We start from the raw sequence: 19670 nt of genomic DNA, 5'->3' as shown, positions 1-19670 counted from the left end.
CTTTGGTTCGGTGTGGGGGACGGTGGCGGCCGGGGGCCCCCCCCCTCCCCTCCCCCCCCCACCGCCACGAACAGGAACGGGACCGGAAAAGGAACGGCATGACGCGCGTACTGGTGGTGGAGGACGATCCGCAGCTCGTCAGGGCCCTGGTGATCACTATGCAGGCGCGCCACTTCGGCGTCGACGCGGCCCCCGACGGAGCCACCGCGCTCCGCCTCGCCGCCGCCCGGCAGCCCGACGTCGTGGTCCTCGACCTCGGCCTGCCCGACATGGACGGCGTCGACGTGATCAGGGCGCTGCGCGGCTGGACCCGGGTGCCGATCATGGTGCTGTCGGCGCGCAGTGCCTCCGAGGAGAAGATCGCCGCGCTCGACGCGGGCGCCGACGACTACGTGACCAAGCCGTTCAGCATGGACGAACTGCTGGCCCGCCTGCGGGCGGCCGTCCGGCGCACCGGGCCCGTGGCCCTCGCCCCGGACAGCGTCGTCGTCGAGACCGACCACTTCACGGTCGACCTCGTCGCGAAGAAGGCCGTACGCGACGGGCGCGACGTCCGTCTGACGCCCACGGAGTGGCACCTGCTGGAGATCCTGGTCTGCAACCCGGGCCGTCTGATCAGCCAGAAGCAGCTCCTCAGCGAGGTCTGGGGGGTCTCGCAGAGCAACAAGGCCAACTATCTCCGCGTCTACATGGCCCAGTTGAGACGCAAACTCGAAGCGGATCCGTCCCGTCCGCGTCATCTGATCACCGAGCCCGGCATGGGCTACCGATTCGAGAACCCGGGAAACTGACGAGGCGATGGCGCGCGGCAAGCTCAGGATCTATCTCGGTTCCGCCCCCGGCGTCGGCAAGACGTACGCGATGCTCTCGGAGGCGCACCGCCGCACGGAACGCGGCACCGACTGCGTGGTCGCCTTCGTCGAGCACCACGACCGGCCCCGCACCGAGGTGATGCTGCACGGTCTCGAACAGGTCGAGCGGCAACAACTCGACTACCGGGAGACGCAGTTCACGGAGATGGACGTCGACGCGGTCCTCGCCCGCCGCCCCCAGGTGGCGATGGTCGACGAACTCCCGCACACCAACGTCCCCGGCGCCCGCAACGCGAAGCGCTGGCAGGACGTCGAGGAGCTGCTGGCCGCGGGCATCGACGTCGTCTCGACCGTCAACATCCAGCACCTGGAGTCGCTGGGTGATGTCGTGGAGTCGATCACCGGGGTCCGGCAGAAGGAGACCGTCCCCGACGAGTTCGTGCGGCGCGCCGACCAGATCGAACTGGTCGACATGTCGCCGCAGGCGCTGCGCCGTCGTATGGCGCACGGGAACATCTACAAGCCGGACAAGGTCGACGCGGCGCTGTCCAACTACTTCCGTCCCGGGAACCTGACGGCCCTGCGTGAGCTGGCCCTGCTCTGGGTCGCCGACCGGGCCGACGAATACCTCCAGCAGTACCGCAGCGAACACCACGTCTCGAAGATCTGGGGCTCCCGCGAACGCATCGTCGTCGGCCTCACGGGCGGTCCCGAAGGCCGTACGTTGATCAGGCGTGCGGCGCGGCTCGCGGAGAAGGGCGCCGGTGGCGAGGTCCTCGCGGTGTACATCGCCCGCAGCGACGGGCTCACGGCCGCGTCGCCCAAGGAACTGGCCCTTCAGCGCACCCTCGTCGAGGACCTCGGCGGCACCTTCCACCACGTCGTCGGCGACGACGTACCGTCCTCCCTGCTCTCCTTCGCCCGGGGCGTGAACGCCACCCAGATCGTCCTCGGCGTCTCCCGCCGCAAGACCTGGCAGTACGTCCTCGGGCCCGGTGTCGGCGCGACCGTGGCCATCCAGTCGGGCCCCCACCTCGACGTCCACCTGGTCACGCACGACGAGGTCGGCAGCGGCCGGGGCCTCGCCGCCGCCGGACGCAAGGGCGTCGGCCGCGACCGCACGGTGTGGGGCTGGCTCGTCGGCGTCGGCGGTCCCGCCCTGCTCACCTTCCTGATCAGCGGTTTCGACTCCGATCTCGGCCTCGCCAACGACATGCTGCTCTTCCTCGCCGTGACGGTGGCGGCCGCGCTGCTCGGCGGACTGCTGCCCGCGCTCGCCTCGGCCGCGCTCGGCTCCGTGCTCCTCAACTGGTTCTACACACCACCGGTCCACCGGCTCACGATCTCCGACCCGAAGAACATCCTCGCCCTCGCCATCTTCATAGGGGTGGCGGTGTCGGTGGCGTCGGTGGTGGACCTGGCGGCCCGGCGCACTCATCAGGCGGCCCGGTTGCGTGCGGAGTCGGAGATCCTGTCGTTCCTCGCGGGGAGCGTGCTGCGCGGCGAGACCAGCCTGGAGGCTCTCCTGGAGCGCGTACGGGAGACCTTCGCGATGGACTCCGTCGCACTCCTCGAACGGGAGGGCGACACGGAGCCGTGGACCTGCGCGGGCAGCGTCGGGCAGCGGCCGCTGGGGCGCCCCGAGGACGCCGACGTCGACATGCCCGTCGGCGACCACACCGCGCTCGTCCTCCACGGCCGTGTCCTGCCCGCCGAGGACCGGCGCGTCCTCGCCGCCTTCGCCGCGCAGGCCGTGGTCGTCGTCGACCGCGAACGCCTCAAGTCCGAGGCGGACCAGGCCCGTTCGCTCGCCGAGGGCAACCGGATGCGCACCGCGCTGCTCGCCGCGGTCTCGCACGATCTGCGCACCCCGCTGGCCGGGATCAAGGCATCGGTGTCGTCCTTGCGCGCGGACGACGTGGAATGGTCCGAGCAGGACCGGACCGAACTCCTGGAAGCCATCGAGGAGGGCGCCGACCGCCTGGATCACCTGGTGGGGAACCTGCTGGACATGTCCCGCCTCCAGACCGGCACGGTCACCCCGCTGATCAGGGTGATCGACCTCGACGAGGTGGTGCCGCTGGCGCTGGTCGGGGTCCCGGACCCGGAGCTGAGTGTGGACCTGGACGTGCCGGAGGCGCTGCCGATGGTGAGCGTGGACAAGGGCCTGCTGGAGCGGGCGGTGGCCAACATCGTCGAGAACGCCGTGAAGTACAGCCCGCCGGACGAGCCGGTGCTGGTCGCGGCCAGCGCGCTGGGGGACCGGGTGGAGCTGCGCGTGGTCGACCGGGGCCCGGGTGTCCCCGACGAGGCCAAGGACCGTATCTTCGCCCCGTTCCAGCGCTACGGTGACGCTCCCCGAGGAGCGGGTGTGGGCCTTGGTCTCGCGGTGGCGCGGGGCTTCGCCGAGTCGATGGGCGGCACCCTCACCGCCGAGGACACCCCGGGCGGCGGCCTCACCATGGTCCTCACCCTGCGCGCGGCAACGGGCACGGCGGCGCCGTATCAGGGGGGATCCGTGGCGGAGGCGATCACTTGAGCGCGGAGTGCACAGCGCGGCTCGCGTCGTGGCTGGTCGCGCAGTTCCCCGCGCCCCTGAAGGCATGCGCTACGCGCGCCTTCCCCTCGAAGGCTGCGCTGCGCCCGCCTCCCTCCGAAGGCTGTGCTGCGCTCCGCCTCCCCTGGGCGAGCGAAGCTCGCTCCCAGGGGCGCGGGGAACTGCGCGAGAAGCGGCCACCGGCGGTCAGCCGACCGTCAACCCATCAGGGGCGCGGGGAACTGCGCGACCAGCCACGACGAACCCGCACCCGACAACGCACCCCCACCCCCGCCCCGCCCTTACACCGCACCCCCACCCGACGCCGACAACAACCCCCGCTCCAGAGCCACGACCACGGCCCGCGTCCGATCACTCACGTCCAACTTGGCGAACACCCGCAGCAAATGCGTCTTCACCGTCGCCTCCCCGATCACCAGCCGCCGCCCGATCTCCGCATTGGACAACCCGTCCGCGACGGCCCGGAGCACATCGACCTCGCGCGAAGTGAGCGCAGCCTGCGTGGGCCGTCGCATCTTCGCGACGAGCTTCTGCGCGACCCGCGGAGCGAGCACCGTCTCCCCGCGCGCCGCGGAGCGGATGGCGTCGACGAGCTGCTCCCGTGACGTGTCCTTGAGGAGATAGCCGATGGCCCCGGCCTCCACCGCGTGCTCGATCTCGGCGTCCGTGTCGTACGTCGTCAGGATCAGCACGCGCGTCGCGGCCGGCCCCGCGACGATCCGCCGGGTCGCCGCGACCCCGTCGAGGACCGGCATCCGCAGATCGAGCAGGGCCACGTCCGGGCTGAGCCGTTCGACCAGCTCGACGCCCTCCCGGCCGTCTCCCGCCTCACCGACCACCTCGATGCCGGGCTCGGGCAGGAGCAGCGCGACGACACCCGCCCGCATCACGGTGTGGTCGTCGACCACGACGACCCGCAGCGCTCTGTTCTGCTCCTGGCTGGTCATGCGGACTCCTCTGCGACATGGGCGGCGTGGGGGACCTGGACGGCGTGGGCATCGTGGGCGAGCGGCAGGAAGGCGAGTATCCGGGTGCCGTCCCCGAGCGAACTGGTGACGGTCAGCTCACCGCCCAGCTCGGCGAGCCGCTTGTGCATCCCGTCGAGCCCGAAGCCGCGCGCCGCGCCGACGTCGAAACCCTGCCCGTCGTCGGTGATCTCCAGCTCGATGCCGTCCGGGCCGGGGGAGAGGATCACGACGACCGTCGACGCCCCGGCGTGCTTGCGGACGTTCGCCAGGGACTCCTGGGTGCAGCGCAGCAGCGCGATCCGCGTCTGCTGGTCGCATTCCAGGCCGTCGGGCAGTTCGGCCTCCACGGTGAGACCGGTGTCCTCGGCGAACCGGTCGAGCGTGCGGCGCAGCGCCCCGGCCACCGACCCCTGTACCGCGCCGTCCGGCGGTGTCGAGCCGACCAGGGCCCGCGCCTCCGCCAGATTCTCCCGCGCGGTCTGCTCGATCGACGTCAACTGCTGCGCGGAGCGCGCGGGTTGCTCCCCGATCCCGGCCCGCGCCGCCTCCGCCAGCACGATGATCGAGGCGAAGCCCTGCGCGAGCGTGTCGTGGATCTCCCGGGCCATCCGCTCGCGCTCGTCGTTCGCCCCCTGCCGCCGGTGCGCCTCGGCCAACGCGGCCCGGGTGTCGACGAGTTCCTCCGTGAGGCGCAGGGCCCGCGACTCGCTCTGCGCGGTGATCCGGTGCACGAGAAGGCCGACCCCGGCTCCGACGGCGAACCCGACCAGCGTGAACACCACGTTCCCGGTGAGGAGTTCGCCCACGGATCCGTCGACGTCGTCGAAGCCGCGCCCGGCGAGTGTGCCCAGCACCGTCAGGGCCGCCGCCGCACCGCTGGACCAGAGCGCGCCGGCCGGCCCGGCGGCGTAGATCCAGAAATGCGGGAGGGAGACGATGAACAGGGCCGCGCCGCTGCCCATGACGTACGAGATCGCGCCGAGCCCGACGGCCAGCACCACGAGGTAGGCGCCCGGCCTGAGCAGCGGCCTGCCCGGGAACATCGCCACCGCCGCGTACGCGAAGGTGACCGTGCAGAGCAGCCCGTACGTCGGGTACTTCGTCCAGGCGCCCTCGTCCACCACCGCGAGGGCCGGCGGCACCAGGCCGAACAGCACCCACACGACGGCGTTCCAGCGGTGCGGCACGGGGATGCTCTGCCGGCTCGGGTCCATGACGATCAGCCTACGTTCACCAGCGACCGCCCGGCCGGGGCTTCGGCCCGCTCGCGCGCACCCCGCGACGGCCACCAACTCCACCTGCCCAGGAGCAACATGAGCGCGGGCAGGATCAGCACCCGGATCACGAACGCGTCGAGCAGCACCGCCACCGCGAGGCTGAACCCGATCTGCTTCATCTCGATGAAGTGCAGCGACACGAAGCTCGCGAACACGGTCACCATCACGAACGCCGCGCTGGTCACCACCCCCGCCGAGCTCCCCACCCCGTCGAGCACCGCCTGCCGGGCCGGCTCCCCGCGCCGCACGGCCTCCCGGATCCGGCTGATCACGAACACCTGGTAGTCCATGGAGAGCCCGAAGAGGATCACGAACAGGAACAGCGGCACCCGCGATCCGATCGTCCCCGTCGAGTCGAAGTCGAGCAGCCCCTCGGCCCAACTCCCCTGGAACGTCAGGGTGAGCACGCCGAGCGACGCGCCCGCCGACAGCAGATTCAGCACGACACCGATCACCCCGAGCACCACCGACCGGAACGCCCAGACCGTCATCACGAACGTCACGAGCAGCAACGCGCCGATGATCAGCGGCAGCTTCTGCTTCTGGTGCTCCGGATAGTCGGCGTAGCGGGCCACGTCACCGGTGACGGCCGCCTCCACCCCCAACTTCCCCACGGTGTCCGGGAGATAGTGCTCCCGCAGCCGCTGGAGGGAGTCCTGCGCGGGCCGGGTGCTGACGTAGTGCGGGACGGGCAGGCCGAGCGAGCTGATGCGATGGTCCGCCGAGGTGCGCAGCGTGGACGTGCCGTTCATGCCCGGGTCGTCCTTCGCCTCGGCGGCCAGCGCCCGCAGCGCCGCCGTCACCTCGTCCGCGCGGTCCGCCGACGCCCGTACGACGACCTGGTGCACGGCCTTGACCTCGGGGAACGCGGCGTTGAGCCGGTCGAAGGTGTGCATCGACTGCACCTGCCGCGAGTGCGTCTCACGCCCCATGTCGGTGAGCTTCATACCGAGCAGCGGTGCGGCCAGGGCCAGCAGCGCCACGGACGCGACGGCCAGCACGGCGGCGGGGCGGCGGGCGGTGAGGCGCAGCAGGGCGTTGTGCCGTACGGGCTTCGGGGCGGCCTGCGGCTTGTTCCGCCGGGTGGCGCTGCGCTCGGCCCGCGCACCCAGTTTGGCGAGCAGCGCCGGCAGCACCGTCAGCGAGCTGACCACGGCGACCAGCGTCACGACGATCGCGGCGGTGGCGATCGAGGAGAAGATCACGTCGTCCGCGAGATAGAGCGTGGCACTGGACACGGCGACGGCCAGTCCGGACAGGACCACCGCGCGTCCGGATGTCGCGGCGACCAGCTCGATCAGCGCCTGTGGGCTCAACTTCCCCTGTGCGCGGGCTCGTTCCTCCCGTTCCCGCTTCAGGTAGAACAGCGTGTAGTCGACGCCCACGGCGAGCCCGATGAGCAGGATGATGTTGGTGCCGACGCCCGCGTCGGGGAAGACGTGCGAGGCCAGCATCGAAAGGCCCACCGATGCCACGATCGACGACAGCGCGAGCAGCAGCGGCACCGTCGCCATCGCCACCGACCGGAAGACGAACAGCAGCGTGAGCAGGGTGATGGGCAGCGCGATCATCTCGGTACGGGACAGGTCGCTGCCGCGCAGTTTGTCGACGCCCTGGCTGATGGACGGGCCGCCGGTCTCCTCGACCCGCAGCCCCGGATGCGCCTTCTGGACCTGTGCGGTCTGCGCCCGCAACGGGTCGACGTGCTTCTTGCCGTCCAGCTCGGCGCCCTTCATGGTGACGTCGACGCGGACGGCCCGGCCGTCCTTCGACCACACCGGCCCGGCCACGGACCGCACCTCGGGCAGCGCGCGCATCCGCCGGGTCAGGTCCCCGGCGACGGCGGCGCCCTCGGTCCGGTCCAGGGCCGCCGACCCGGCCCGGTTCTCGATCAGCACCCGCTCGACGGGCCGCTGCGCGAGCCCACCCTCCCGGGCGATCGCCTCGGCGCGGCCGGCCTCACCGACACCGAAGTCGGCGGACGTGGCGGGGTTCGACCCGGCGGCGATGCCGGCGCCGAGGCAGAGGGCGACGAAGAGGAACCATCCGGCGATCGCGCGCCACGGGTGTCCGGCGCTCCAACGAGCCATGCGTACGGGGTAGTTGGTCATGGCGTCCATGCTGCTCGGGAGGGGTGCGCCACCGGCAGCGGCGACCGGTTGAACCTGCCGTCCACCGACCGGTGGACCCGCGCGCCCTCCGGCCGGGTCCACACCTCGGACGCCCCGACGGATATGTGCCGTCTGCAGCTATTCTGCGGGGCGACAGCGCGAGGCAGCGGGAGGCACCATGAGCGGGACCAGGAACGGGATCAGCGAGACGGGCGCGCGCGTCGTCGCCACCCTCGACGGAGCGAGCATGCGCCGCTTCACCACCGGCCAGGTCATCCTCGACGCCATCTACTGGAGCGTCCGCTCCGGCGAGCACTGGGCACTGCTCGGCCCCAACGGCGCCGGCAAGACCAGCATCCTGCGCCTGATCGGCGCGACCACCTTCCCCACCACCGGCTCCGTCGAGGTCCTCGGCCACCGGCTCGGCCGCGTCGACGTGCGTGAGCTGCGCGCCCACATCGGCCACGTCTCCACCTCCCAGCGCGTCCCGCAGGACCTCCCCGGCCACACCGTCGTCCTGACCGGCCACTCCGGCACCGTGCAACCGCTCTGGAAGACGTACGACAGCGAGGTGCGCGACCGCGCCCACGAACTGCTCGCCGAACTCCAGATCAAGGACCTCGCCGACCGCGAGTACGGCGTCTGCTCCGGCGGCCAGCGCGCCCGCATCCTCATCGCCCGCGCCCTGATGGCGAACCCGTCGCTGCTGCTGCTCGACGAACCGTTCAACGCGCTCGACCTCCCCTCCCGCGAGGACCTCATCGACACGATGCGCCGGCTGGCCGACAACCGCCCCGAGCTTGCGACGGTCACCGTCACCCACCACCTCGAGGAACTGTCGCCCGCGATCAGCCACGCGCTGCTCCTGAAGGAGGGCCGGGTCCTCGCCCGCGGAACCGTCGAGGACGTGCTCACCGCCGACCGCATGACCGCGTGCTTCGGCCGCCCCATCGAGGTCACCCGCCACGCGGGCCGCTGGCTGGCCCGCTCGGGCGGACTCGCGTAGGGCCCGCCCCCACTCCGGGGGTGGTGCTGCGTACACCCCGGTCCGGTCCGTACGCCCCGTGTCCCCGAGGCCCGCCGTCCCTACCGTCGAAGACACAGACGACGGGGCGCGCGAGCGCCAGACGAGGGGACCGGCGGCCATGCGAAAGACACACGCACAGTCACACGCACAGTCACACGCACAGTCACACGCACAGACACACGCACAGACACACGGCCAGTCACGTACACAGACACACGCGCAGACACCTCAGCGGACCGAGGCGCTCCGCCTGGTGAAGGTCACCAAGACCTACGGCACCCGGGCCGGCGCCGACGCCCGTACCGGCGAGGGCACCACGATCCGGGCGCTCGACGACATCACCCTCTCCCTCCCCACCGGCACCTTCACGGCGGTGATGGGGCCCTCCGGATCAGGCAAGTCCACGCTGCTGCACTGCGCCGCGGGACTCGACCGGCCCGACAGCGGCCTGGTCATGGTCGCCGGCGAGGAGATGACCGACTCCACGAAGGCGCCGCGCGGCGAGGCCGCGCTCACCCGGTTCCGCCGCACCCGCATCGGCTTCGTCTTCCAGCAGTACAACCTGCTGCCGACGCTCACCGTCGCCCAGAACACGATCCTGCCGCTCAGGCTCGCCGGCCGCCGCGTGGACCGGGCCCGGGTCGAACGGACCCTCGCCGCCGTCGGCCTCGGCGACCGGCTCGGCCACCACCCCGACCAGCTCTCCGGCGGCCAGCGACAGCGCGTGGCGATCGCCCGCGCCCTGGTCACCGAGCCGTCGGTGGTCTTCGCGGACGAGCCGACCGGCGCCCTCGACACCCGCAGCGCCCGCGACGTGCTGCGACTGCTCCAGGAGACGGTCCGGGTGCACGGCAGGACGGTCGTCATGGTGACGCACGACCCGGTCGCCGCGTCGTACGCGGACGCCGTCCAGTTCCTCGCGGACGGGCGCCTCGCCGGACACCTGACGGCTCCCACCGCCGACGCGGTCGCCGAACGCCTCGCCCACCTCGGTGACGACGTGACGGCGGGGGTGTGAGCGATGTTCACGACACTCGGCCTCGCGGCCCGCTCCGTACGACAGCGCCCCGGCCGCTTCCTCGCGACCCTCCTGGCCGCCTTCCTCGGCGCGGCGATCATCATGACGTTCAACGCGATGCACGACACGGCGGCCGGCAGCGGTGTCGACAGCACCAGCGCGGACACCCTCAGCACCGCGGCAAGCGTCGTCGGCGGCTACGGCACCCTGCTCGTCTTCTTCGCCGTCGCCTCCACGTTGACGGTCAACGTCCGTCAACGTACGGACGAGATCAACCTGTTGCGCACCGCCGGCGCGACCCCGGGCCAGATCAAGCGCATGGTCGTCGGAGAGTCGGTCGCGGTGGCGCTCGCCGCGGCCCTCCTGGCCATCGGTCCGGCCGCGCTCGGCGGCTCCGTCCTGCTCGGCGTGTTCAAGGACAGCGGACAGGTCGCCGACCCGGTCGCGTACTCCTTCGGGCCGATCGCCCTCCTGTCGGGCATCGGCGTCACCCTCGTCGCCGCCGCGGGCGCCGCGTTCCTGGCGGTCCGCCGCGTCACCAGGGAAGCGTCGGGGATACGCCGAGGCAGGGGCAGGACACGGACGTTCATGTCCTGGGCGGCGCTCGTCGTGGGCGGCGCGGCCGTCTGCTCCACGTATGCGATGAAGCCCACGGAACCCGGTCTGATGGCGGCCCCCGCCTATGGCGCGATCCTCCTCTCCGTGGGGCTCGCCCTCGTCTCCACCGGCCTGCTGCGCTCCGCCCTCGGCAGGATCGAACCGCTCCTGACCGCCCTCACCGGCGCGAGCGGCTATCTGGGCGTGCGGAACATGCGACACCGGGCACCCCAACTGTCCGGCGTCCTCGTGCCCTTGATCCTCTTCACCGCCATGGCCACCGCGACGCTGTACATGCAGGCCATCGAGAACGACACGATCAAGGCATCGGGGTTGACCAGGTCAATAGAGGACAAGAACCTCGAGACGCTCAACCTGACCGTGGTCGGCATCATCGTCGTCTTCGCCTGCGTCATGCTGATCAACTCTCTGTACGCGGCCACGGCCGCCCGGGTACGCGAGTTCGGGCAGCAGCGGCTCGCCGGCGCGACCCCCGCCCAGATTCTGGGAACCGTCGCCGTCGAAGGCGTCGTCCTGACCTTCACAGGAGTGTTCTTCGGCACACTCGCGGCACTCGCCGGCATCCTTCCGTTCACCGCCGTACGCACCGACGGACTGCTCCCGGACCAGGGCCTCGGCATCTGGATCACGGTCGTGGCCATTGCGGGGGCGGCCACGATGGTCACCAGCCTGGTCACCGCGTGGCGCGGACTGCGGGTCCCGGCGGTCGACGCGGTGGCCCTGGCGGCATGAGCGACAGGGGCTCCGGCCCGTGTCGGTGTTGGGCCAAGCGGGTGACATGACGTAAGAATTGGTCGGTGCAGACAACAGTGCGAGCCCGGACGGGGTGGGGGCAGTGAACAGCCACGACGTCACCGATGAACAGTGGGAAGGGCTCGCCCAGGTCGTACCGCTGCGCAGCCGCAACGAGTGGCCGTCGGCGATCGACCATCGGGCGATGCCGAATGTGGACACCGAACCGCGCCGCCGATTCGTCGTGCTGCGGGTGAACGTCTTCGGCGACGCCCGCGACGTCGCCGAGACCGTCATGGCCGGCATCCCGGTCCTGCTGGACCTCAGCGGCGCCGAGACCGAAGTCGCCAAGCGGGTGCTGGACTTCAGCAGCGGCGTCGTGCTCGGCCTCGGCTGCGGCATGCACCGCGTCGACCGCAACGTGTTCCTGCTGGCCCCGCCCGGCACCGAGGTGCAGGGGCTCGTGGCGGGCGCGGGCGCACTGTCCTGACCGCGCATCAGGTGGCAATCCCGGTCGGCATAATCGCTCGATCGTAGGAAGGTCACCGGGGACGAACGGTTCTGCGGGGCCGTTCCGCCTACGTTCACCTCATGACCGAGCTCCAGCGGGGAGCGCCCCCGTTACCTCCCGGCGCATCCCCCGGCCGTCCCCGAGTGACCGAGCTGCGGCTCTCGGCCTTCGCCCGCCACCGCGGCACCACCGTTCCTCTCGGCCCCTTCACCGTGCTGACCGGCCCCAGCGGCAGCGGCAAGAGCAGCGCGCTGCGGGCCCTCGACGCACTCGCCAGGCTCGGCGGCGGCGCGCACCTGGCGGAGGCGTTCCCCGACCCGCGGTCCTACGTTCCCGAGCGTGCGAGGCCCGACGCGCAGCGCCGCCGCGGCTTCCGCATCGGCTGCACCGTCGAGGGCCCGGCCGGGCCCGTCCGGCTCGACCTCGCCGTGCAGGCCGAACCCGAACTGCGCGTCGTCGGCGAGCGGCTGACGGGCCCCGGCGTCGTCTATCTGGAGACGGCCCTGCGCGATCCGGGCCGCCGCGACGTCCAGGCCGCCTGGCACACGGCCGGTTCGGTGCCGGTCACCAGGGGCCCGCTCCCCGACGACCTGCTGGGCACGGCCCTGCTCCCGCTGCGCGTCTCCGGTCGTACGGAGGGGCAGCTGCGCGTGCTCGCGGCGGCGGAGCAGGTGGTCGTCGGGCTGCGTTCGGCGTTCGCCTGCGATCCGGACCCCGCCCGGATGCGTGCCCCCGTCTCTTCCCGCGCCGACCGGCTGCTCGGCGGCTGCGACAATCTGGCGGCCGTGCTGCGCCGTACCCGCAGCGAGTGCGGCAACCGGCACGCGCTGCTGGTCGCCGCGGCGCGGGCGGGCCTCGCGGGACCGGTCCTCGACGTGCTCGCCGAGCCGGCCGGACGGGACGGATCGGTCCGCGCCTGCATCGACCGCGGCGACGGGCTGCGCACCCCCGTCGAGCGGCTCGCGGACGGCGAGCTGAGATACCTCGCCCTCGCCCTCGTGCTGCTCACCGGACCCCGCGTCCTGGAAGTGGACGCGGCGGCCGAGGTGCCGGAGGCGTATCAGACCCTGACCATCGCCGCGGACGGCTTCGACCGCGGCCTCGACCCGGTCCAGAGCGCCGAACTCACCGCGCTCGCCGCCCGGATGTGCGCCCGCGGCCACATCCGGCTCGTCGCCGCGGTGGGGCAGGGGGCGGGTGCGCAGAGGGAGGCTCGGGCGCACGGCGCGACGGTGGTAGACCTGGAACCGTGACAGATGCACAGAACGACGACGCGCAGAACGACACAGACGGGTCGAAGAGCGGGGCCGGCGGCTCGGCCGAGACCGGCGGCCTCGACGTCGCGGCCCTGCAGGACCGACTCGCCCGCTTCGCCGAGGCCCGCGACTGGCAGCCCTTCCACACACCGAAGAACCTGGCCACGGCGCTCAGCGTCGAGGCGTCCGAACTCGTCGAGATCTTCCAGTGGCTGACGCCCGAGCAGTCGGCCCGGGTGATGGACGATCCGGAATCGGCGCACCGGGTCCGTGACGAGGTCGCCGACGTCCTCGCGTATCTGCTCCAACTGTGCGAGGTGCTCGGCGTCGACGTGCTCGCCGCCCTCGCGGCGAAGATCGACCGCAACGAGGCCAGATTCCCGGTCCCGGAGGGGGCAAAAAAGGGAATCCGTCACTCTCCGGAGTCATAGAAATATCCACAGCGGATTACTTCTCCACAGATTTCGGGCTTCCCCTGGCGTTTCACCTCACGAGCCCTCACTCTGGGTAGTGGACAAGGGAGTTCGGGCGGGACGGGTGGAGGCGCGGATGGATGCGGTGCGACTCATCGGGGTCGGCCGACGGGCCTTGGCGGAGAGCCAGGACGCGCCGGACATCATGAGGGAGGCGTGGCAGGCACAGGCCCTGGCACAGGCGATCGGTAGCCGCCTCGCCATGCTGGGACCACTGGAATTGAGAGGCGAGGCGCTGGGCCTCTGCGAGGCGGGAGCGCGGGGCAGCGGCGGCTCGGTGGTCCCGGTGGTGGGAGCCGGCGGGATACGGGCGGCGCAGTTAACCGAACTGGGCGATGTGAGCCGGGCGTTGATGGACCTCGGCGCACTGCTCGGCGACGTGGGGATCGCGCTCGTGGGAGTGGCGAGCGAGTCCTTCGAGGAGGGCGCCTATTGGCAGTGCATGGAAGCCATCGACGCGGCGGACGAATCCCGGGACCGCGTCCTGGAGATACTGCGGCGACTGCCGGAGCGGAGTGGCCGCTTGGCGGACCCCGGACCGGAGCCCGGCTCCGACTCGGCGGCCTGACCGGGAGCGCACCGGCGCTCCCCGCAGGCTGCTGAGGGAGCGCGGCGATGCCCCGGCGGGCGGCTGCCTCAGAGGTCGTCGGCGGCCGGACGCGAGGCGCCCGGGGGCTGTTGGAGGTCGGCGTCGAGCTGCGACAGATCGGCGTTGAGCGCCGCCATCAGCTCTTCCATCTGCTGCAGCAGACCCTTGGGTGCACCTTGCTGCTCCGGCACGGTCGTATCGTGCGCGGCCTGTTCGGGCACGGCTTCCTGGGACATGACGGCCTCCTCGGCCCTCGCCCTCCCACGGGGGAAGGGCAGCTGACGCAAGTGACGCGCGGCAGCGACCGCCGGCGCGGGGGCCGGGCGGTCCGGCTCCGCCCGAGCCAACGATCATCGGGCGGGCCGAGTCACTGCGGCGGGACCGCCCCGCACCACGGATGGACGCAATTTCACCCGACAGGGGCCGTCCAGCGGGGCCGGGAGGCAGCGGAGTTGACGCCCGACCCCGGGGACGGATGAAGCAGGTCAGAGATCAGGTGACGAACGACAGCCGACAGAGGTCGGGCGCCAGAGGGCAGATGACAGGGGGGCAGGGACGTGACGTGGTCAGGAGAGGTGCGGTGCCACCTCGGAGGCGATCAGCTCCAGGTGGTCCAGGTCGTCCAGGTCGAGCATCTGCAGATACATGCGCTGCGAGCCGACGGCCTGGTAGGCGGCGATGCGCTCCAGGACCTCCGCGGGGGAGCCGGCGAGACCGTTCGCCTTCAGCTCGTCGACCTCGCGCCCGATCGCGTCGGCACGCCGCTTCACCTCGGCGTCGTCGCGGCCCACGCAGATGACGAGGGCGTTGGAGTAGACGAGGGAGTCCGCCGTCCGCCCGTGCTCGACCGCGGCGGCCGCGACCCGCTTGAACTGCGCCTCACTGTCGGCGATGGAGGCGAACGGGATGTTGAACTCGGTGGCGAACCGGGCCGCGAGCGCCGGCGTCTTCTTGGCGCCGTGGCCGCCGATGAGGACCGGCACCCGCTCCTGGGCGGGCTTCGGCAGCGCGGGGGAGTCCTTCAGCTGGTAGTGGGCGCCGTCGAAGTTGAAGCGCTGGCCGACCGGCGTCTCCCACAACCCCGTCACGATGGCGAGCTGCTCCTCCAGGCGCCCGAACTTCTCCTTCGGGAACGGGATGCCGTACGCGGCGTGCTCCTCCGCGTACCAGCCGGAGCCGAGCCCCAGCTCGACCCGGCCGCCCGACATCTGGTCGACCTGGGCGACCTGGATGGCGAGGACACCCGGCAGCCGGAAGGTACCCGCGGTCATCAGGGTGCCGAGGCGGATCCGCCGCGTCTCGCGGGCCAGACCGGCGAGCGTCGTCCAGGCGTCCGTGGGGCCGGGAAGGCCGTCGGCGGAGCCCATGCGGAGGTAGTGGTCGGACCGGAAGAAGGCGTCATAGTTCAGCTCCTCGGCCGTCTGCGCGACGCGGAGCAGCGTCTCGTAGGTGGCACCCTGCTGCGGTTCGGTGAAAACTCGAAGATCCATGGGCCCATGATGCCCGGGGCCGGGCTTTGCGGGGGAAAACTCGCTGGTCGCCGTTGTGGCCCCCGGGGGAGACTGGGTCGCGTGTTCCTGACGATCAGTACCACCGGTACCCCTGAACGCCCCGCGACCGACCTCGGGTTCCTGCTGCACAAGCATCCCGAGAGCGCGCAGGCGTTCTCCACCTCCTACGGCACCGCGCACGTCCTCTACCCCGAGGCGAGCGCGGAGCGGTGCACGGCCGCGCTGCTGCTCGAAGTGGATCCGGTGGCACTGGTGCGGCGGAGCAAGGGCAAGGGCGGCCAGGGAAAGACGGCCGACGCGGCGCTCGCGCAGTATGTGAACGACCGGCCGTACGCCGCCTCGTCGCTGCTCGCCGTGGCGCTCAGCACGGTGTTCTCCAGCGCGCTGCGCGGGGTGTGCAAGGCGCGCCCCGAGCGGGCCGAGGAGCCGTTGGCGCTGCGCGTCGAGGTGCCCGCGCTGCCCGCGCGCGGCGGCCCCGACCTCGTACGCAAGCTGTTCGAGCCGCTCGGATGGACCGTCGGCGTGGAGAGCGTCGCGCTCGACGAGCAGTTCCCCGAGTGGGGCGAGTCGCGGTACGTGCGGCTCGTGCTGGAAGGGGAGCTGCGGCTCGCGCAGGCACTGCGGCACCTGTATGTGCTGCTGCCGGTCCTCGACGACGCCAAGCACTACTGGGTCTCGGCCGACGAGGTCGACAAGCTGCTGCGCGCGGGGGAGGGCTGGCTGGCCGGCCACCCCGAGCAGCGCCTGATCACCAGCCGGTATCTGTCGCGGCGCTGGTCGCTGACCCGGCAGGCGATGCAGCGGCTCGAACTGGTGCGGCTCGCGGACGCCGACGACACGGACGTCGAGGAGATCGACAACGCCGTGGACGAGTCGACCGACACCGAGGAGAAGCCGGTGCCGCTCGCGGTGCGGCGACGCGAGGCGATCCTCGACGCGCTGAGGACGTCCGGTGCGGCGCGGGTGCTCGATCTGGGCTGTGGGCAGGGCCAGTTGGTGCAGGAACTGCTCAAGGACGTGCGGTTCACCGAGATCGTGGGGCTCGACGTGTCCGTGCGCGCCCTCACCATCGCCGGGCGGCGGCTCAAGCTGGAGCGGATGGGGGAGCGGCAGGCCTCGCGTGTGCGGCTCGTCCAGGGCTCGCTCGCGTACACCGACAAGCGGCTCAAGGGGTACGACGCGGCGGTGCTCAGCGAAGTGATCGAGCACCTCGACCTGCCCCGACTGCCGGCTCTGGAGTACGCGGTGTTCGGGTCCGCGCGGCCCCGCACCGTCCTCGTGACCACGCCGAACGTCGAGTACAACGTCCGCTGGGAGACCCTGCCCGCCGGGCACGTCCGGCACGGCGACCACCGGTTCGAGTGGACGCGCGAGGAGTTCCGTACCTGGGCGGAGCGGGTGGCGGGGCGGCACGGCTACGACGTGCGGTACGTGCCGGTGGGGCCCGACGACCCCGAGGTGGGGCCGCCCACACAGATGGCGGTCTTCACCGTGCAAGAGACACCGAAGGCAGCGGAGAAGACAGAGAAGGCAGAGAAGGCAGAGAAGGAGGCGGCGGCATGACCGACAGCGAGAACACAGGGCGGGTGCTGCCCGTCACCGACCTAGCGCTGGTCGTCCTGATCGGCGCGTCGGGTTCGGGCAAGTCCACCTTCGCGCGGGCTCACTTCAAGCCGACCGAAGTCATCTCCAGCGACTTCTGCCGCGGCCTGGTGGCGGACGACGAGAACGACCAGAGCGCCAGCCGCGACGCCTTCGACGTGCTGCACTACATCGCGGGCAAGCGCCTCGAGGCCGGCCGCCTGACGGTGGTCGACGCGACGAACGTGCAGCAGGAGTCGCGCCGTCAGCTGATCGAGCTGGCGCGGACGTACGACGTGCTGCCGATCGCCGTCGTGCTCGACGTGCCCGAGGACGTGTGCGCCGCACGCAACGCGCAGCGGACGGACCGGGCCGACATGCCGCGCCGTGTCGTCACCCGGCACACCCGCGAACTGCGCCGCTCCCTGAAGCACCTGGAGCGGGAGGGGTTCCGGAAGGTGCACGTCCTGCGGGGCGCGGACGAGGTGGCGCGGGCGAGCGTCGTGCGCGAGAAGCGGTTCAACGACCTGACCCACCTCACCGGACCGTTCGACATCGTCGGCGACATCCACGGCTGCGCGAGTGAGCTGGAGGCGCTGCTCGGCAAGCTCGGGTACGCCGACGGCGCGCACCCGGAGGGACGCACGGCGGTGTTCGTCGGCGACCTCGTCGACCGCGGGCCCGACAGCCCCGGCGTGCTGCGCCGGGTGATGGGCATGGTGAAGGCGGGCACCGCGCTGTGCGTGCCGGGCAACCACGAGAACAAGCTGGGCCGCTGGCTCAAGGGCGCGCAGGTCCAGCACACGCACGGACTCGCCGAGACCATCGAGCAGTTGGGCGGGGAGAGCGAGGAGTTCCGCACCGAGGTGCGGGAGTTCGTGCGCGGGCTCGTCAGCCACTACGTCCTCGACGGCGGCCGGCTGGTCGTGTGCCACGCGGGGCTGCCCGAGAAGTACCACGGGCGGACCTCGGGCCGGGTGCGTTCGCACGCGCTGTACGGGGAGACGACGGGCGAGACCGACGAGTTCGGGCTGCCCGTGCGCTACCCGTGGGCCGAGGACTACCGCGGCAGGGCGGCGGTGGTTTATGGACACACCCCGGTGCCGACCGCCACCTGGTTGAACAACACCATCTGTCTCGACACCGGTGCCGTCTTCGGCGGCAGGCTCACCGCGCTGCGCTGGCCGGAGCGTGAACTGGTCGACGTACCGGCCGAGCAGGTCTGGTACGAGCCGGTCAGGCCGCTGGCCACGGAGGCGCCCGGCGGGCACGAGGGCCGGCCGCTGGACCTCGCCGATGTGCGCGGGCGCCGGATCGTGGAGACCCGGCACTGCGGACGCGTCACGGTGCGCGAGGAGAACGCGGCGGCGGCGCTGGAGGTCATGAGCCGCTTCGCGGTCGACCCGCGGCTCGTGCCGTATCTGCCGCCGACCATGGCACCGACGGCGACGTCGCAGGTGGAGGGCTATCTGGAGCACCCCGCCGAGGCCTTCGCCCAGTACGCGGCCGACGGGGTGGCCCGTGTCGTGTGCGAGGAGAAGCACATGGGCTCGCGGGCCGTGGCCCTGGTGTGCCGGGACGCGGCGGTGGCCCGCGAGCGGTTCGGGGTCGCCGAGGAGGGCGGCCGGGCCGTGACGGGCGCGCTGTACACCCGTACCGGGCGCCCGTTCTTCGACAGCGCCGAGATGACGGAGGCGGTGCTCGGGCGGGTGCGGGACGCCGTCACGGAGGCCGGACTCTGGGCGGAGCTCGACACCGACTGGGTGCTGCTCGACGCCGAGTTGATGCCGTGGTCGCTGAAGGCGTCCGGGCTGCTGCGTTCGCAGTACGCGGCGGTGGGCGCGGCCTCCGGGGCCGTGTTCCCGGGTGTGCTCGGCGCGCTGGAGGCCGCCGCGGGGCGCGGAGTCGACGTGGGCGACCTTCTCGACCGGCAGCGGGGGCGGGCGGCCGACGCCGCCGCGTTCACGGACGCGTACCGGCGCTACTGCTGGAGCACGGACGGGCTGGAGGGTGTGCGGCTCGCGCCGTTCCAGGTGCTGGCCGTGCGCGGTCGGTCCCTCGCGGGGCTGCCGCACGACGAGCAGCTGGCACTCGTCGACCGGATGGTCGAGCACGACGCGAGCGGGCTGCTGCAGACGACGCGGCGGCTGTACGTCGACACCGCGGACCCGGAGTCGGTGCGGGGCGGCGTGGACTGGTGGCTGGAGATGACCGGACGCGGTGGCGAGGGCATGGTCGTCAAGCCGGTCGGGGCGCTGGTGCGCGACGACCGCGACGGGAAGAGCCGGCTCGTGCAGCCCGGGATCAAGTGCCGGGGGCGCGAGTATCTGCGGATCATCTATGGCCCGGAGTACACGCGGCCGGAGAATCTGGCCAAGCTGCGGCAGCGGTTCCTCGGGCACAAGCGGTCGCTGGCGGTTCGGGAGTACGGGCTGGGGCTCGAGGCGCTGGATCGGCTGGCCGACGGGGAGCCGCTGTGGCGGGTGCACGAGGCCGTGTTCGCCGTTCTGGCCCTGGAGTCGGAGCCGGTGGACCCGCGCCTCTGATCTCCGTCCGCGCCACCGTCGTGGCTGGTCGCGCAGTTCCCCGCGCCCCTGAGATGCGCACTGCGTGCGCCATCTCAGGGGCG

General features: G+C 71.9%; 16 protein-coding genes. 11 read left to right on the top strand and 5 right to left on the bottom strand.

Annotated elements, in window-relative coordinates; genetic code table 11:
• Nucleotides 1-98: 98 nt before the first annotated feature.
• Both ACFVDP_RS24535 and ACFVDP_RS24530 read left to right on the top strand, forming a co-directional pair.
• Complete coding sequence (locus tag ACFVDP_RS24535) at nt 99-791, top strand: response regulator (protein WP_383493328.1); 693 nt, start codon at nt 99-101, stop codon at nt 789-791.
• 7 nt (nt 792-798) lie between these two features.
• Complete coding sequence (locus ACFVDP_RS24530; RefSeq protein WP_383493325.1) at nt 799-3351, top strand: ATP-binding protein; 2553 nt, start codon at nt 799-801, stop codon at nt 3349-3351.
• 299 nt (nt 3352-3650) lie between these two features.
• On the opposite strand, the gene ACFVDP_RS24525 is transcribed toward ACFVDP_RS24530, so the two are convergent.
• From ACFVDP_RS24525 to ACFVDP_RS24515, 3 genes are read right to left on the bottom strand one after another with little or no spacing between them, the layout of a single operon-like run.
• Nucleotides 3651-4316 (bottom strand): response regulator, encoded by a 666-nt coding sequence (locus ACFVDP_RS24525; protein WP_383493322.1) that lies wholly within the window; start codon nt 4314-4316, stop codon nt 3651-3653.
• Entirely contained in the window at nt 4313-5551 is a 1239-nt protein-coding gene (locus tag ACFVDP_RS24520; RefSeq protein WP_383493319.1) for a sensor histidine kinase, read from the bottom strand. The genes ACFVDP_RS24525 and ACFVDP_RS24520 overlap by 4 nt, the downstream gene beginning before the upstream one ends.
• A gap of 5 nt (nt 5552-5556) precedes the next feature.
• Entirely contained in the window at nt 5557-7725 is a 2169-nt protein-coding gene (locus tag ACFVDP_RS24515; RefSeq protein ID WP_383493316.1) for an MMPL family transporter, read from the bottom strand.
• Between the two features lie 178 nt (nt 7726-7903).
• On the opposite strand from ACFVDP_RS24515, the gene ACFVDP_RS24510 reads away from it, so the two are divergent.
• The 7 genes from ACFVDP_RS24510 to ACFVDP_RS24480 all read left to right on the top strand — a co-directional run bounded on the left by ACFVDP_RS24510 (nt 7904) and on the right by ACFVDP_RS24480 (nt 13928).
• Nucleotides 7904-8731 carry an ABC transporter ATP-binding protein gene (locus ACFVDP_RS24510; protein ID WP_383493313.1) on the top strand — a complete coding sequence of 276 codons (828 nt, stop codon included), beginning with the start codon at nt 7904-7906 and terminating at the stop codon, nt 8729-8731.
• 274 nt (nt 8732-9005) lie between these two features.
• The gene (locus ACFVDP_RS24505; protein WP_383493310.1) at nt 9006-9770 is read left to right on the top strand and encodes an ABC transporter ATP-binding protein; all 765 of its coding nucleotides are present in this window, start codon (nt 9006-9008) and stop codon (nt 9768-9770) included.
• A 3-nt stretch (nt 9771-9773) separates the two neighbouring features.
• Nucleotides 9774-11120, top strand: coding sequence for an FtsX-like permease family protein (locus ACFVDP_RS24500; protein WP_383493307.1), 1347 nt, complete (start codon nt 9774-9776; stop codon nt 11118-11120).
• 103 nt (nt 11121-11223) lie between these two features.
• The gene (locus ACFVDP_RS24495) at nt 11224-11610 is read left to right on the top strand and encodes a cell division protein SepF (protein ID WP_383493304.1); all 387 of its coding nucleotides are present in this window, start codon (nt 11224-11226) and stop codon (nt 11608-11610) included.
• A 101-nt stretch (nt 11611-11711) separates the two neighbouring features.
• Entirely contained in the window at nt 11712-12884 is a 1173-nt protein-coding gene (locus ACFVDP_RS24490) for an AAA family ATPase (RefSeq protein ID WP_383493301.1), read from the top strand.
• A gap of 95 nt (nt 12885-12979) precedes the next feature.
• Complete coding sequence (locus tag ACFVDP_RS24485; protein ID WP_383493905.1) at nt 12980-13318, top strand: nucleotide pyrophosphohydrolase; 339 nt, start codon at nt 12980-12982, stop codon at nt 13316-13318.
• A gap of 118 nt (nt 13319-13436) precedes the next feature.
• A complete protein-coding gene (locus ACFVDP_RS24480) occupies nt 13437-13928 on the top strand; it encodes a DUF6099 family protein (RefSeq protein ID WP_383493298.1) in 492 nt (163 codons plus the stop codon).
• Between the two features lie 68 nt (nt 13929-13996).
• On the opposite strand, the gene ACFVDP_RS24475 is transcribed toward ACFVDP_RS24480, so the two are convergent.
• Together ACFVDP_RS24475 and ACFVDP_RS24470 are read right to left on the bottom strand one after the other, a co-directional pair.
• The gene (locus ACFVDP_RS24475; protein ID WP_383493295.1) at nt 13997-14185 is read right to left on the bottom strand and encodes a hypothetical protein; all 189 of its coding nucleotides are present in this window, start codon (nt 14183-14185) and stop codon (nt 13997-13999) included.
• A 330-nt stretch (nt 14186-14515) separates the two neighbouring features.
• Nucleotides 14516-15439 (bottom strand): LLM class F420-dependent oxidoreductase, encoded by a 924-nt coding sequence (locus ACFVDP_RS24470; protein ID WP_383493293.1) that lies wholly within the window; start codon nt 15437-15439, stop codon nt 14516-14518.
• 81 nt (nt 15440-15520) lie between these two features.
• Here ACFVDP_RS24470 and ACFVDP_RS24465 point away from each other — a divergent pair, with 81 nt between their 5' ends.
• Both ACFVDP_RS24465 and ACFVDP_RS24460 read left to right on the top strand, forming a co-directional pair.
• Nucleotides 15521-17023, top strand: a complete 1503-nt coding sequence (locus ACFVDP_RS24465; protein ID WP_383493290.1) for a 3' terminal RNA ribose 2'-O-methyltransferase Hen1 — start codon at nt 15521-15523, stop codon at nt 17021-17023.
• Entirely contained in the window at nt 17020-19587 is a 2568-nt protein-coding gene (locus ACFVDP_RS24460) for a polynucleotide kinase-phosphatase (protein WP_383493286.1), read from the top strand. Before ACFVDP_RS24465 ends, ACFVDP_RS24460 begins: the two co-directional genes overlap by 4 nt.
• The last annotated feature ends 83 nt before the right edge of the window (nt 19588-19670 follow it).

It is taken from the genome of Streptomyces sp. NPDC057694, from assembly GCF_042799415.1.
Classification (GTDB): Bacteria; Actinomycetota; Actinomycetes; order Streptomycetales; family Streptomycetaceae; genus Streptomyces.
This window is presented reverse-complemented; position numbering and strand designations above follow the sequence as displayed.

Coding starts and splice junctions, on each gene's coding strand:
- ACFVDP_RS24535 (WP_383493328.1), top strand. CDS start 99: ATGACGCGCGTACTGGTGGTGGAGGACGATCCGCAGCTCGTCAGGGCC.
- ACFVDP_RS24530 (WP_383493325.1), top strand. CDS start 799: ATGGCGCGCGGCAAGCTCAGGATCTATCTCGGTTCCGCCCCCGGCGTC.
- ACFVDP_RS24525 (WP_383493322.1), bottom strand. CDS start 4,316: ATGACCAGCCAGGAGCAGAACAGAGCGCTGCGGGTCGTCGTGGTCGAC.
- ACFVDP_RS24520 (WP_383493319.1), bottom strand. CDS start 5,551: ATGGACCCGAGCCGGCAGAGCATCCCCGTGCCGCACCGCTGGAACGCC.
- ACFVDP_RS24515 (WP_383493316.1), bottom strand. CDS start 7,725: ATGACCAACTACCCCGTACGCATGGCTCGTTGGAGCGCCGGACACCCG.
- ACFVDP_RS24510 (WP_383493313.1), top strand. CDS start 7,904: ATGAGCGGGACCAGGAACGGGATCAGCGAGACGGGCGCGCGCGTCGTC.
- ACFVDP_RS24500 (WP_383493307.1), top strand. CDS start 9,774: ATGTTCACGACACTCGGCCTCGCGGCCCGCTCCGTACGACAGCGCCCC.
- ACFVDP_RS24490 (WP_383493301.1), top strand. CDS start 11,712: ATGACCGAGCTCCAGCGGGGAGCGCCCCCGTTACCTCCCGGCGCATCC.
- ACFVDP_RS24480 (WP_383493298.1), top strand. CDS start 13,437: ATGGATGCGGTGCGACTCATCGGGGTCGGCCGACGGGCCTTGGCGGAG.
- ACFVDP_RS24475 (WP_383493295.1), bottom strand. CDS start 14,185: ATGTCCCAGGAAGCCGTGCCCGAACAGGCCGCGCACGATACGACCGTG.
- ACFVDP_RS24470 (WP_383493293.1), bottom strand. CDS start 15,439: ATGGATCTTCGAGTTTTCACCGAACCGCAGCAGGGTGCCACCTACGAG.
- ACFVDP_RS24460 (WP_383493286.1), top strand. CDS start 17,020: ATGACCGACAGCGAGAACACAGGGCGGGTGCTGCCCGTCACCGACCTA.